The 12579-nt window shown below is 70.1% G+C and carries 12 protein-coding genes and 1 pseudogene; 5 read left to right on the top strand and 8 right to left on the bottom strand.

Annotation, left to right across the window (positions count from 1 at the left end; all coding sequences use genetic code 11):
* Positions 1 to 40 precede the first annotated feature (40 nt).
* The 3 genes and pseudogenes from ACZ4UU_RS14410 to ACZ4UU_RS14400 form a co-directional block, all read right to left on the bottom strand.
* Positions 41 to 3364 (bottom strand): laminin G domain-containing protein, encoded by a 3324-nt coding sequence (locus ACZ4UU_RS14410; RefSeq protein ID WP_468040205.1) that lies wholly within the window; start codon positions 3362 to 3364, stop codon positions 41 to 43.
* Positions 3365 to 4033: 669 nt separating this feature from the next.
* Positions 4034 to 4246 (bottom strand): annotated as a pseudogene (locus ACZ4UU_RS14405) (helix-turn-helix domain-containing protein); the annotation flags it as partial.
* Between the two features lie 62 nt (positions 4247 to 4308).
* On the bottom strand, positions 4309 to 4620 hold the full coding sequence (locus ACZ4UU_RS14400) for a hypothetical protein (protein WP_468039760.1): 312 nt from the start codon (positions 4618 to 4620) through the stop codon (positions 4309 to 4311).
* Between the two features lie 297 nt (positions 4621 to 4917).
* Between ACZ4UU_RS14400 and ACZ4UU_RS14395 the strand changes: the two genes are divergently transcribed.
* Both ACZ4UU_RS14395 and ACZ4UU_RS14390 read left to right on the top strand, forming a co-directional pair.
* Positions 4918 to 5742, top strand: a complete 825-nt coding sequence (locus ACZ4UU_RS14395; protein ID WP_468039759.1) for a helix-turn-helix domain-containing protein — start codon at positions 4918 to 4920, stop codon at positions 5740 to 5742.
* Positions 5729 to 5953, top strand: a complete 225-nt coding sequence (locus tag ACZ4UU_RS14390; RefSeq protein ID WP_468039757.1) for a DUF397 domain-containing protein — start codon at positions 5729 to 5731, stop codon at positions 5951 to 5953. Before ACZ4UU_RS14395 ends, ACZ4UU_RS14390 begins: the two co-directional genes overlap by 14 nt.
* Before the next feature lie 55 nt (positions 5954 to 6008).
* Here the strand turns inward: ACZ4UU_RS14390 and ACZ4UU_RS14385 are convergent, their stop codons facing one another.
* Positions 6009 to 7055, bottom strand: a complete 1047-nt coding sequence (locus tag ACZ4UU_RS14385; protein WP_468040203.1) for a LacI family DNA-binding transcriptional regulator — start codon at positions 7053 to 7055, stop codon at positions 6009 to 6011.
* Between the two features lie 350 nt (positions 7056 to 7405).
* Between ACZ4UU_RS14385 and ACZ4UU_RS14380 the strand changes: the two genes are divergently transcribed.
* Genes ACZ4UU_RS14380 through ACZ4UU_RS14370 form a run of 3 tightly spaced genes read left to right on the top strand, consistent with a single transcriptional unit; the run spans position 7406 to position 10565 of the window.
* Positions 7406 to 8563, top strand: a complete 1158-nt coding sequence (locus tag ACZ4UU_RS14380) for a Gfo/Idh/MocA family protein (protein WP_468039755.1) — start codon at positions 7406 to 7408, stop codon at positions 8561 to 8563.
* Entirely contained in the window at positions 8560 to 9714 is a 1155-nt protein-coding gene (locus tag ACZ4UU_RS14375) for a dihydrodipicolinate synthase family protein (RefSeq protein ID WP_468039753.1), read from the top strand. The genes ACZ4UU_RS14380 and ACZ4UU_RS14375 overlap by 4 nt, the downstream gene beginning before the upstream one ends.
* Before the next feature lie 53 nt (positions 9715 to 9767).
* The gene (locus ACZ4UU_RS14370; RefSeq protein ID WP_468040202.1) at positions 9768 to 10565 is read left to right on the top strand and encodes a sugar phosphate isomerase/epimerase family protein; all 798 of its coding nucleotides are present in this window, start codon (positions 9768 to 9770) and stop codon (positions 10563 to 10565) included.
* Between the two features lie 83 nt (positions 10566 to 10648).
* Here ACZ4UU_RS14370 and ACZ4UU_RS14365 read toward each other — a convergent pair whose 3' ends face one another.
* Genes ACZ4UU_RS14365 through ACZ4UU_RS14350 form a run of 4 tightly spaced genes read right to left on the bottom strand, consistent with a single transcriptional unit; the run spans position 10649 to position 12561 of the window.
* Entirely contained in the window at positions 10649 to 11050 is a 402-nt protein-coding gene (locus ACZ4UU_RS14365) for a gas vesicle protein K (protein ID WP_468039751.1), read from the bottom strand.
* Positions 11034 to 11303, bottom strand: a complete 270-nt coding sequence (locus tag ACZ4UU_RS14360; protein ID WP_468039749.1) for a gas vesicle protein — start codon at positions 11301 to 11303, stop codon at positions 11034 to 11036. Before ACZ4UU_RS14360 ends, ACZ4UU_RS14365 begins: the two co-directional genes overlap by 17 nt.
* Positions 11300 to 12103 carry a GvpL/GvpF family gas vesicle protein gene (locus ACZ4UU_RS14355; protein WP_468039747.1) on the bottom strand — a complete coding sequence of 268 codons (804 nt, stop codon included), beginning with the start codon at positions 12101 to 12103 and terminating at the stop codon, positions 11300 to 11302. Before ACZ4UU_RS14355 ends, ACZ4UU_RS14360 begins: the two co-directional genes overlap by 4 nt.
* On the bottom strand, positions 12100 to 12561 hold the full coding sequence (locus ACZ4UU_RS14350) for a gas vesicle protein (RefSeq protein WP_468040200.1): 462 nt from the start codon (positions 12559 to 12561) through the stop codon (positions 12100 to 12102). The genes ACZ4UU_RS14355 and ACZ4UU_RS14350 overlap by 4 nt, the downstream gene beginning before the upstream one ends.
* Positions 12562 to 12579 lie beyond the last annotated feature (18 nt).

Below are 12579 nucleotides of genomic sequence, written 5' to 3'. Positions count from 1 at the left end.
GGGCCTGCCGCGTCGGCGGCTGTCCTCACCGGGTGCCTCGTCAGTCGCCCACGGTTTCGCCGACCTGCTGCTCAGTGGCCATCGCACCCGCCCACACACGTGCCTCAGCCACACTGACCGGCAAATAGTGCTGCCAGGCGTCCTTGGAGAAACCCTTGCCGAGGGTGAACTCGCCCGTTCCGGCCTTCGCCGTGAACGCCTGCGGCTCCCCGTTGGCGTTGCCGCTCAGGTAGAGGCTGACCTTGTCTGCTTGGGCGTCGAAGACACCGGTCAGCCGGACCATACCGTCCATCACCGCTGCTTCACTGGACGCAACCGCGCTGAAGCTGCCGTCGGCATTGAGACGGCCGAAGCGCCAGAACCCCTCCGGAACGGTCTTCTCCTCGAGAGTCTCCTCGTCGAACACGGTCGTGCTACCGGTCCGCTCGAACCAGATGCCCCAGGCCGAACCGTCCACAGCGCGCTGGCCCAGAACCTGGCCGGTGTAGCCGACCGGCTTGGCCAGGAGCTTGGCCGAGTCGAGGGCTGCCAGGGTGGTGACGGTGAACGAGCCCGTGTCATCGACCACCGGCCCCGCGGTGGCGGCCGCGTCGTCCGTGCCGTCGAACACCATCGCCTCGCCGTCCAGGACCGCGCCGCCGGACAGGGCCAGCGACCGGCCGTAGCCGGAGGTGGTGTCCGGGACGGTGGTGCCACTGCCGCGGTCGGCCGACCAGTCGGCCACCAGTTCCACCGCTGCACGGTCCGGCGAGTTCATCAGCCGGGCCTCGTCGGCGATCAGGTCGCCGGTCAGGGCCTGCTGCCAGACCGTGACCTCGTCGATAGAACCGGCGAAGTAGTCCGTGTAGGCGTCGCGCCACAGCACACGGCCGATCTGCAGCGGGCCCTCAGCCGCCCACGCCGCCGACACCGTGGCGCTGCCCTGCAGACGACCGTTCACATAAAGGCTGATCTGCTTTGTTGCGGCGTCGTAGACCGCAGCGAGGTGGGTCCACACGCCGCGTGCGGCCGACTGTGTGGCCGTCACCTTCTGCTCGGTGATGTTGCCGCCTGCATCGTCAGCGGGTGAGGTGCTCAGCGTCCATGTCTTCTCCGCCTCCCGGTAGGTGATGTAGAAGCCGCTGTAGAAGCCGCCGTCCTGGCCCAGGACGGTCTGGTTCTGCGCCACGCCCGGCTTGAGCATGGCCCAGGCTGAGACCGTGTAGGAGGCGCGGGTGTCCACCACCGAGGTGCTGGTGGCCGCGTAGCCGGTGGTTCCGTTCAGGTCCAGGCCCTTGTCCGTGACCGGGGCCTGGAGCGGGTTGTCCTGGGCGTCGTGGGTGATCACGCCGCGGCGGCCGCGGTCGTCCCGGACTGCTTGCCCGTTCAGGGTCGCGTCGTCGCGTCCGTCGACGGTGGCGGAGTCGACCGCGGCCCCGGAGGCTTCGTCGAAGTGGTAGCGGCCGATGGGGGCCTCACCGGAGTCAACGAGGAAGTCGGTCACGGACTGCTCACCCCAGCCGAGGCTGTCCTTGGCCCGCACGTACACGCGGTACAGGCCACCACGGGTGGGTGTGACCTTCGCTGTAGCGGTCGCGCCCGTCAGCTCGTCAGACCACGCCGCAGCCGAGGACAGCTTGTACTGGTACGCGCTGTTCGCGTCGCCCGTGGCGGGATTGAACGTGAACGATGCCACCACGCCCGGGCCGCCGCCTGCCACGCAGGCGCTGCTGGTGCACTCGGTGTACGGGTTGGCGATGGTGACCTGCGGCGCCTTCGGCGGCATGGAATCGACCCGGAAGTAGCAGTAGCCGTCGGAGGGCGCACTGGAGAGGTACTTGGCACCGTAGTAGGACCAGGTCCACGCGTGGTAGCGGTACAGCTTGCCGTCGGCCAGTTTCGACCACGTCAGCGACAGGGCCCGTCCGTCGCCTACATAACCGGTGGAGGGGCTCAGGGAGCCGTTGCCCGGGCTGACGTCCGTCCACGTCTTGTCGGCGTTCTGCACATCGACGTCGAAGTAGACCCGCAGCTGTGCGTCCTTCTCCCCGCCCGGCTTCGTCTGCGCGGTGGCCTTCAACAGGGGCGTGGGGTCGGACACGATCGCCGGATCGCTCTCACTGCGCTCGCACACCGCAGTCGTGCTGGTACCACCGGCCTGCAGGCCGACACCGGTGGGCTTGTCCGGCAGGCCCACGAAGTCCACCGCCAGCACCGCGTCGTCCTTGAACCGTTTCCAGGCGGCCGTGTCCGATTCGTTGTTCGCGCGGATCTCCAGCGTGAGGCGGGAGAACTTGCCGGCCGCGAAGTCTCGCACGGTCGGGGTCAGGTTCTCGTTGGGTTCCTCAGGGTTGTCGTTGAACTCGATCGGCGCGTCCGGCGAGTCAGGGTCGCACAGGGAACCACGACCGGCCGACACCCACCGGTCGACCATCCAGTCCAGTTCCTTCGGCCGCGAGGACCAGGTCGTCGAAGACGAGATGTTGTTGGTGCGCACCAGGTCCACCAGGCGCAGGTCGCACTGGAACGCCCAGGGCTCGGTCACCCGGAAGGTGGCGTCCAGGACCTGCTTGCCCTTCAGGCTGGAGGGTGAAAACTCGAAGTACAGGCGCTGCACATAGCCCGGCCCGCAGTAGTAGCCGTTCCACGTGCCGCACTTGCCGGCTCCCTTGCCCTGGCCGTCGTCGCCGTTGCCCCAGCCGTAGGACTCGTAGCCGTCGCTGCGCAGCAGGGTGCGCTCCGACTCGCCCCATGTCACGGTGGGGTCGATGAACAGCGGGAACGCCGACTCATCAGTGCTGGTCAGCATCTGCGTGTCCGGGATGACCGACAGGGATTCGGCGTCGACCTCGACGTCCATCCGGGCCACTGTGTCCCCCTGGCCCGGTTCCAGGCCCGATCCCGACGGAGCCGTCTCCGACGGATCTGCGGGCTCGTCCGGCTGGGTGCCGGCCGCGTTCGCGGTGCCGGGTTCGTCAGCGGTCAGCAGCTGCGGCTGCGTGCCGCCCGCGGTGTCCTGGCCGGCGGAGTCCCACATCCGCGCCGGGGGCGCCTTGAACACCGTCGTGCCGTTGCCGTCGACTGCGGCCAGGTTACCGGCGGCGCCCTCACGGACGGTCAGGTTGCTGGTGTTCAGGCCGAAGGTGAGCTTCTTCAGCTCCTCGCCGGCTGCCGCCTCGGGGTTCTTCACCACCAGCACGTGCTGGAAGCTTTCCGGGGTTGCCGTGACCTGAAGGTCGACGCCCGGCAGCACCTCCGGGTAGACAGCGCTGGCCCCCTCCAGGCGCGGGGCGGGAAGGGCACCGGGCCAGTCCAGGGCCAGCGAGCGGCCCGCGTCCTCGATCCGCGCCAGCGGGGCAGCGTCACCACCGCCGGAGAACACCATCTGCACGGCGGCCCCCTTCGGGGCCACGGTGCCGTCCGACCGCTTCTCCAGCGTCGGATCCGGCGCCGCCCAGCCACCGCCGGAGACCGGAACACGCACCGGCACCACCGACTCCTCAAGCGTGAACGTGGCACCGTCCGGGTTCGCGAACACCGTGGTCCGCTCCGTACGCTCCCCCGTCACCTCCACCCGCTGACCGGACGCCTGTGCCTGCTCAAGAGCCCTCTGCCCCTCGGACAACGCCGGAGCGGCCGGCTCATCACCCGCCGCAGAGGCCACCGGGCCCGGCACCAGCGACGCCACCACAGCCGCACACACCGCAGCGGTCAACCCCGCGCTCGCACCGAGGCCACGCCGCCCGCCGGAATCCTCCGCACGGTCCTTCCGCCCGGGCCGCACTCCTCGCCCGCCCCGCAATCGGGTCCACATCCCCGCCACACCCCACCCACAAGATTCACAGAGTAGCCAGGGGTAACTAACGCCCCAACAGAGCGCCAGGTCAACGGGCGGAAAACGGACATCAACACGCCAAGTTCCGGAAGGTCATGTGAGGAAGGCAACGTTTAGCCGGGGTTGTATGCCGCAAGATCACATTCTTGCATCCAAAGCAGCACACCAAGATCAATAACGGCTGTCTGCTGAACGGCGGGCGCGAGATGCCCTCGTGTCACGTTCGGCTAGCAGGTGGACGGCCGCGCTGGTGTAGGAGTGAGCGGTGGACTCGCTGATCCCGAACCCGGCGGCGATCTTCGCGAGGGTGGTGTGCTCGCGCAGGTACACCAGTGCCACTATCGCGCGCTGGCACGGGCGGAGCTTGCAGCGCCGGTCGCTGTCACGCGTGGCGACGAGCATGGTCATCCACACCACGAGCGCATGCGGCATGCCCCACGCTGGCGCGGCGAGGCCGGCCTCGCGGGGTGTCGGGGACTCGGACCATGACGGCGTCAAGAGGGCAGGGCGCCGCCGTCCGAGGCGGAGTCCCCCCGCCCCAGTCGCGCCCCTCTGCTCTCCGCCACCCGTCTGACGTCTCTCAACGAGTCTCTGAGGCAACCGGCGATATAGCGCAGTTCTCCGCCGGTCACGCGAGGCTCCGCGAGGAGCGTGGCGGCGTGGGCGAGCAGTTCGTCGGCCATGCCGAGCTGGAGGCCTTCGATCTCGTCCGCGAGGCGCGAGACTCGGCCGGTGCCGTCGCCCACGACATAGGCGGGGTTGCCTTCCGGCGTGGCCCAGGGCAGCAGGCGTGGTTCGTTGCTCACATGCCCCACCTGAGGGGGAGACGGGGCAGCAGCGGTCGAAGGTTCATGCCGGGTTCCGCGATCAACAGCACGCGCCGCGATGCCGGTACGCGCCGGGTGAGATTCCCCGTCTGGTGGGTGGTCGGGCTGAACCGTCGTCGGAACTGCTTGAGGAGCCGGGCGATGAGGTCGTACATGGCGGCCTGCCTCTCGTGAATGCGCTCTGTTGCGAATCACTCACAGAGTGGGGTCGTGGCTGGTTACGCTGCTAGTGGCTGGGACTTGACATCGCGCCGGTCAAGAAAGGGAGTTGGCTGCATGGACGCACGCCGGAAGCCTCGGACGGCACGGGAGAAGTACGGAGAGGAGCTGAGGCTGCGGCGGATGAACGCAGGCCTTACCCAGGAGGAGCTGGGGGATCGGGTCGTGTGCTCACCCACGCTGATCAGCCACTTCGAGGCGGGGAGGCGACTGCCGAAGCCGGATGACGCGCAGCGGATCGACCAGGCATTGCAGACGGACGGATTCTTCGCCCGCTGGCTGGAGGATCTGGAGTCGAAGTACGCCGACCACTTTGCGGCCGTGGCCGAACTGGAGCAACAGGCCACGCTGATCCAGCAGTTCGCACTTTCCCTGATTCCAGGTGTGCTCCAGACCGACGGCTACGCGCGTGCCTTGTTCCGTGCGTACCAGCCGAACCACACGGTGGAGGAACTTGACGAAGCAGTTGTCATTCGAACAAAGCGGGCCCGGATTCTCGACGGGCCGTTGAATGCGGTCGTCTGGACACTGCTTGACGAATCCGTGCTTCGGCGCCGTGTCGGCGGCCCGCAGGTCATGGCCGAACAGCTGCACAAGGTCGCGGACATGGCTGAGGCGGGGCGGCTGCGGCTGCATGTGCTGCCGTACGGTGCTGGGGCACACGCACTCCAGCAGAGTTACCTCACTCTCATGAGCTTTGAGGACTCTGCCCCGGTGGCTTACGTCGAAGCCTTTCTCACCGGCCATTTGATGGACGATCCGGCGCTGGTGGCCGCCAGTCAGACCGCCTACGCTCTTGCGCTGAGCGACGCGTTGTCGCGGCAGGAGTCCCTGGCGCTCGTCAGGGCGGCAGCAGAGGAACACGAGCATGGTCAGCAGTGAGCACACGGTCTCCGACTCGTCCACCCTCACCGGGTGGTACAAGTCCAGCTACAGCGGCGGCGACCAAGGCGACTGTCTCGAAGTCGCCCAAGGCCACGCCACCGTGCCGGTCCGCGACAGCAAGGCCGTAACGGGCCCGGCGCTGCTCTTCTCCCCGGACGGCTGGACGTCCTTCATTGACGCGGTGAAGAAGGGCCGCATCGGCGCCTGAGCAATGCGTCGGCGTCCGGCTTCGCGGCGGACGCCGACCCACAAGCGGACCACTCCTACGCCCGAGGCCCCCCAGAAGACCCCCGAACCATCAGCTCCCCCCGAATCGTCGCGATCCCCCCGGGCGGCGGCTCCTCCCGCCCCATCGCGATCCGGCCGGCCCGCGCCCCCGCCTCCGACAACGGCAGCCTCACCGTCGTGAGAGAAGGCACCGCGTCGATGCTGAAGGGGAGGTCATCGAACCCCGCCACCGACACGTCCTCCGGAATCCGCAACCCGGAGTCCCGCAGGGCGGCGCACGCGCCCAGCGCGACGGAGTCGTTGGCGGCCACCACGGCGGTCAGGGACGGGTCCCGCCGCAGCAGTTCCAGCGTCGCCTCGTAGCCGGACTGACGGTCGTAGCGGCCGTACACCGTCCAGCGGGGGTCCTCCTCGATGCCGTGCGCCTCCAGGGCGGCGCGGTGGCCCTCCAGGCGGTGCCGGGTCGTCGTGCGCTCCTCCGGGCCCGCGATGTAGCCGAGGCGCCGGTGGCCCAGGCCGATCAGGTGCTCGGTCAGTTCACGGCCGCCGCCGCGGTTGTCGAAGGTCAGCGCGATGGCGCCGGTGTCGGGTGCGGGCGGGCGGCCGCAGAGCACGACCCGGGTCCCGGCGTCCGCCAGCTTGCGCAGCTTGGACGCGACCGCCGCCGCGTGCGGCGCGTTCTCCATCGCCCCACCGGTCAGTACGACGGCGGCGGCCCGCTGCCGCTGCAACAGGGTCAGGTACGTCAGCTCGCGTTCGGGCGAACCCCCCGTGTTGCAGACCACCGCCAGGCGCTCACCGCCCGCCCGGCCGCCCGGCCCGCCGATCTCCGACTGGATCGCGCTCGCCATGATCCCGAAGAAGGGGTCGGCGATGTCGTTCACCAGGATGCCGACCAGGTCGGAGGTGGCGGCCGCCAGTGCGCTCGCCGGCCCGTTCAGCACGTAGTCCAGCTCGTCCACCGCCCGCAGCACCCGCTCCCGGGTGGAGGCGGCTACGGGATAGTTCCCGTTCAGCACGCGCGACACCGTCGCGGGGGAGACCTGGGCGCGGGCCGCCACGTCCGCCAGGGTCACCGTCATCTCGTCGTCCTCCGGTCGCGCATCTCGTCGTACCACCTCGTACCGCTCACGCTCGTACTGCTCACGCTCACTGCTCACGCTCGTACCGCTCACAGACAGGCCTGCCTCCTCGTAGACAGCCCGTCAGCGGCCACGGTTCCGTGTATGTCGAGCAGACCTTACGGCCAAGAACCCCCGTTGTTCGTCCCCTCGAACAACTCAACCCGGTCACGGTCTTGTCCGGACCCCTGGTCAGAGGCTAGCTTCTTATCGCATAGAAAGCGCTTGCTGTGACGCTCAACAGGGTAGGGGCGTACGCGGCACGCAGAACCGCGTACGACGCTGTGTACGACGCCTACGAAGGGAATGACGTGACACGCAAGACGGTGCGTATCGCCATGAACGGTGTGACGGGGCGCATGGGCTACCGCCAGCACCTGGTCCGCTCCATCCTGGCCCTCCGTGAGCAGGGCGGTCTCGACCTCGGCGACGGCACCGTGCTGTGGCCGGAGCCGATCCTGGTCGGCCGCCGCGAGCACGCCCTCAAGGCGCTCGCCGAGCAGCACGGCCTGGACCCGGAGAACATCTCGACCGACGTGGACGCCGTCCTCGCCGACCCGACCGTCGAGATCTACTTCGACGCCCAGGTCACCTCCGCCCGCGAGGAGGCGATCAAGAAGGCGATCGCGGCGGGGAAGCACATCTACACGGAGAAGCCGACCGCGACCGGTCTCGAAGGAGCCCTGGAGCTCGCCCGGCTCGCCGCGGGCGCCGGCATCAAGCACGGCGTCGTCCAGGACAAGCTCTTCCTGCCGGGGCTCCTCAAGCTCAAGCGCCTCATCGACGGCGGCTTCTTCGGCCGGATCCTCTCCATCCGCGGCGAGTTCGGCTACTGGGTCTTCGAGGGCGACTGGCAGACGGCCCAGCGCCCGTCCTGGAACTACCGTGCCGAGGACGGCGGTGGCATCGTTGTCGACATGTTCCCGCACTGGGAGTACGTGCTGCACGAGCTCTTCGGGCGGGTCAAGTCCGTGCAGGCCATCGCCACCACCCACATCCCGCAGCGCTGGGACGAGAACGACAAGCCCTACGACGCCACCGCCGACGACGCCGCCTACGGCATCTTCGAGCTCGACGGCGGCGCCATCGCCCAGATCAACTCCTCCTGGGCCGTCCGCGTCAACCGCGACGAGCTGGTCGAGTTCCAGGTCGACGGGACCGAGGGTTCGGCGGTCGCGGGTCTGCGCAACTGCCGCGTGCAGCACCGCTCCCTCACCCCCAAGCCGGTCTGGAACCCGGACATCCCGGCGACCTACTCCTTCCGCGACCAGTGGCAGGAGGTCCCCGACAACGCCGAGTTCGACAACGGCTTCAAGGCCCAGTGGGAGCTGTTCCTCAAGCACGTCTACGCCGACGCCCCCTACCACTGGGACCTCCTCGCCGGTGCCCGCGGCGTCCAGCTCGCCGAGCTGGGCCTGAAGTCCTCGGCCGAGGGCCGCCGTATCGACGTTCCGGAGATCCAGCTGTGACGATCCGACTGCCTGATTTCAAGGGCGGGATGCGGGCCTACGAGCCGCGCACCGAGCCCCTCGCCCTCACCCCGGGCGCGCCCTTCACCTCCCGTACGGTCTACTCGGCCGCGCACGTGGTCGCCGACCCGTACGCCGACGTGTCGCCCGACTCGCCCGCCGCCGTCGACTGGGACGCCACCCTCGCCTTCCGCCGCCATCTGTGGTCCCACGGGCTCGGTGTCGCCGAGGCCATGGACACCGCCCAGCGCGGCATGGGCCTGGACTGGGCGGGCGCGGCCGAGCTGATCCGGCGCAGCGCCGCCGAGGCGAAGGCGGTCGGCGGGCTGATCGCCTGCGGCGCCGGCACCGACCAGCTCACCGGCCCGGCGTCCCTGGCCGAGGTCCGGGCGGCGTACGAGGAGCAGCTCGCCCTCGTCGAGGAGTCAGGCGCGCGGGCCATCCTGATGGCCTCCCGCGCCCTCGCGGCCGCCGCCTCCGGTCCCGAGGACTACCTGGAGGTCTACGGCCATCTGCTCCGCCAGGCCACCGAGCCGGTGGTCCTGCACTGGCTCGGCCCGATGTTCGACCCGGCGCTGGAGGGCTACTGGGGCTCGTCCGACCTGGACGCGGCCACCGACACCTTCCTGGAGGTCATCGCCGCCCACCCCGACAAGGTCGACGGCATCAAGGTCTCCCTGCTGGACGCCCGGCGGGAGATCGACATCCGCCGCCGGCTCCCGCAGGGCGTGCGCTGCTACACCGGCGACGACTTCAACTACCCCGAGCTGATCGCGGGCGACGAGCAGGGCTTCAGCCACGCCCTGCTCGGCATCTTCGACCCGCTGGGCCCGCTGGCGGCGCAGGCGGTCCGGGTACTGGACACGGGGAACGTCGGCGGCTTCCGTGAACTCCTCGACCCCACCGTCGAGTTGTCCCGCCACCTGTTCCGGACGCCCACCCGCTTCTACAAGACGGGCGTGGTCTTCCTGGCCTGGCTGGCCGGCCACCAGTCGCACTTCACCATGGTCGGCGGGCTCCAGTCGGCCCGCTCCCTCCCGCACTTCGCCCGCGCCTACGAACTCGCCGACGGCCTCGGCCTGTTCCCGGACCCGAAGCTGGCCGAGGAGCGGATGAAGAACCTGCTGTCCCTGTACGGAGTGGCCCAGTGAGCGCTGTCCCGGTGAGCGGTGAGCAGGACCTGTCCCGCTTCTCCATCAACCAGATGACCGTGAAGCAGCTGAGCCTGCCCGAACTGGTCGAGTCCTGCGGGCAGTTGGGCGTGCCGAACATCGGCCTGTGGCGCGAGCCCGTCCAGGCGTACGGCCTGGAGGCGACGGCCAAGCTGGTCCGCGACGCCGGTCTGACCGTCACCACCCTGTGCCGCGGCGGCTTCCTCACCGCGATCGACCCGGACGAGCGGGCCAGGGCCCTCGACGACAACCGGCGCGCGGTCGACGAGGCGGCGACGCTGGGCACCGACACGCTGGTGCTGGTCTCCGGCGGCCTCCCGGCCGGCTCGAAGGACCTGCACGGCGCCCGGGAGCGGATCGCGGACGCGCTGGCGGTGCTCGGCCCGTACGCCGAGGACCACGGGGTGAAGCTGGCGATCGAGCCGCTGCACCCGATGTTCGCCTCGGACCGCTGCGTGGTCTCCACCCTCGCCCAGGCCCTCGACCTCGCCGAGCGCTTCCCCGCCCGGCAGGTCGGCGTCACGGTCGACACGTACCACATCTGGTGGGACGACAACGCGCCCGCGCAGATCGCCCGGGCGGGCGCGGGCGGCCGTATCCACACCTTCCAACTCGCCGACTGGATCACCCCGTTGCCGGAGGGCGTCCTCAACGGCCGGGGCCAGATCGGCGACGGCTCGATCGACATGCGGGAGTGGAAGGGCTACGTCGAGGCCGCCGGGTACACCGGCGCGATCGAGGTGGAGCTTTTCAACGACCAGCTGTGGGCCCGCGACGGCCGTGAGCTGCTGGCGGAGACGGCGGCGCGGTTCGTGGAGCACGCGGGCTAGCGCGGCGACGGGGGCCACGGGACGCCGACGGCATGCGGGCCGTCGGCGTCCCGCAGGATGAGGGGCGGCGGTTCTCCGGCGCCTCACGGGGGTGGGAGCAGGGTGCCCAGGGGGCCCAGGTCGAGGTTGAGGTCCTCCAAGGTGAGGCCGTAGCGGTCGCACAGTTCGGTCATCCGGTCGTTGAGCAGCATCAGGGTCAGGCCGAGGCGTTCCTCCTGTTCCTCGGTCAGGTCGCCCTCGTCGACGCGGTGCAGGGCCTGGCGCTCCATCAGCTGGCGGAGCAGTTCGACGATGGTGAGGACCAGCCTGACCAGGTCGCGTTCCACGGTGTCGGGATCGGCACGCAGCCGGCGTGCCGCCGAGCGGCCCGCGGTCGGCGGGGCCACGTCGTCCGGCTGGGCGGGCAGCAGGGAGAAGGCGCGGTGCGCGGCGTCCGCGACCTCCCGCAGCCGGTCGGGGGGCGGGCGGTCAGCCGGGGTCGGCACCGTGGCCGCCGTAGTCGTACCGCGTGGGCGACCGGTCCGGCAGGACGGGTGCCCACTGCTCCTCCACCTGCTCGCGAATGGCGATCACGACCGCGCGCAGCGAGACCCGCACCAGGTCGATGTCCGCGATCGACAGGACGACGTCCCCGGTGATCACGACCCCGCCGCTCAGCAGCCGGTCGAGCAGGTCGATCAGCGCGACCTGGGTTCCGGCGAGCGGATGCTCGTCGTCGTACGCGCCGCGCTCGGTCACGGTTGCCGCACCTCTTCGAGAGGGGCGGTGAAGGAGTACGGCGCCCAGGGGCCTGTGACCTCCACGCGCACGCCGGGCAGGTCGTCGGCGGCGTGCAGCATGCGGTCGCGGAACTCCTCGGCCGCCAGGCGCGGGACGAGGTAGGCGTCGTTGGCGACGTTCTCGCCGGGGAGCCGGGCCAGGGTGCCCTGCTGCGGACGGTGCCGGGCACGTTCCACCGCGAGACCGCGCGCCCGCTGCTCCGTGCGCCGTACGGCCTCCTCGGCGGCCCGCCAGGTCTCCTCGCGTGCCTGACGGTGCTGCCTGCGGCGGCGCAGATACGCGCGTCCCGTGTCCGGTGGGGCCGACGGACCCGGCTCGGCGGGGTCGGAGGCCGCGGGGATCTCGGCGTACACCTTCACGCCCCACTCCACATGGTCGTCGAACCGGTCGAGCAGCGCGCTGAAGGCCTCCTGCCGTTCGCCCAGCATCCGTTCGACCCGGCTGTCGTCGAGGTAGACCGTGGCCAGCCGCAGGGGGAGAACCGTCGTGCGGGCGGCCAGTGTCTCGATGACCAGGTGGTGGGAGCGGGCCGTCGACTCCAGCCAGTCGAGATCCTCCAGCCGTGACTTCAGGGCCGCCTCCGAGAACTCCGCTGCGGGCACCGCGCTCACCGCTGCGGCCACCGTGCCCGAGCCGACCAGGATGACGGGCGCGTCCGCCACACCCCGGAGGCCGGCCAGGGCCGCCCGCGCCCGCTGTGCCGTGGGGGCGGACGACCTGACCACGGCGTAGGCGTAGCTGAGGCGCTGCCCGTTCACGGCTCTCGGTCTCGGTTCCGGTCTCGGTCCTGCGCGTCGTCCTTCTTGCGCCGGGGACGTCGCGGTTCGGCGCCGGATTCCCGGTCCGTCTCACGGGGTCGGCGTCGACCGGCCGATCCAGAGTCGCGCTCGGGCAGTTCGCCCGCGGACTCGGCCCGCTCGGACTTCTCGACCTTGCGGCGCAGCTCCTCGACCTCGGCGCGCAGCCGTTCGTTCTGCTCCTTCAGGTCGTGCCGTTGGTCGGCGCGGGAGGAGAGCGCGGGGTCGTGCTCCCACCAGTCGATGCCGATCTCCTTCGCCTTGTCGACCGAGGCCACCAGGAGGCGGAGCTTGATGGTGAGCAGCTCGATGTCCAGCAGGTTGATCTTGATGTCGCCGACGATGACGATGCCCTTGTCGAGCACGCGTTCAAGGATGTCGGCGAGGTTCGCGCCGGATGACTCGCCGTACGGGGACATCGCCCTTGACGGCGTGGA

It is taken from the genome of Streptomyces sp. NPDC028907, from assembly GCF_055564995.1.
Note: the sequence above shows the minus strand (reverse complement) of the source record. Positions and strands in the feature narration are given on the sequence as shown.

Coding starts and splice junctions, on each gene's coding strand:
- ACZ4UU_RS14350 (WP_468040200.1), bottom strand. CDS start 12,561: ATGTCCCCGTACGGCGAGTCATCCGGCGCGAACCTCGCCGACATCCTT.
- ACZ4UU_RS14385 (WP_468040203.1), bottom strand. CDS start 7,055: ATGACGGTGACCCTGGCGGACGTGGCGGCCCGCGCCCAGGTCTCCCCC.
- ACZ4UU_RS14370 (WP_468040202.1), top strand. CDS start 9,768: ATGACCGTGAAGCAGCTGAGCCTGCCCGAACTGGTCGAGTCCTGCGGG.
- ACZ4UU_RS14390 (WP_468039757.1), top strand. CDS start 5,729: ATGGTCAGCAGTGAGCACACGGTCTCCGACTCGTCCACCCTCACCGGG.
- ACZ4UU_RS14395 (WP_468039759.1), top strand. CDS start 4,918: ATGGACGCACGCCGGAAGCCTCGGACGGCACGGGAGAAGTACGGAGAG.
- ACZ4UU_RS14410 (WP_468040205.1), bottom strand. CDS start 3,364: ATGGTGTTCTCCGGCGGTGGTGACGCTGCCCCGCTGGCGCGGATCGAG.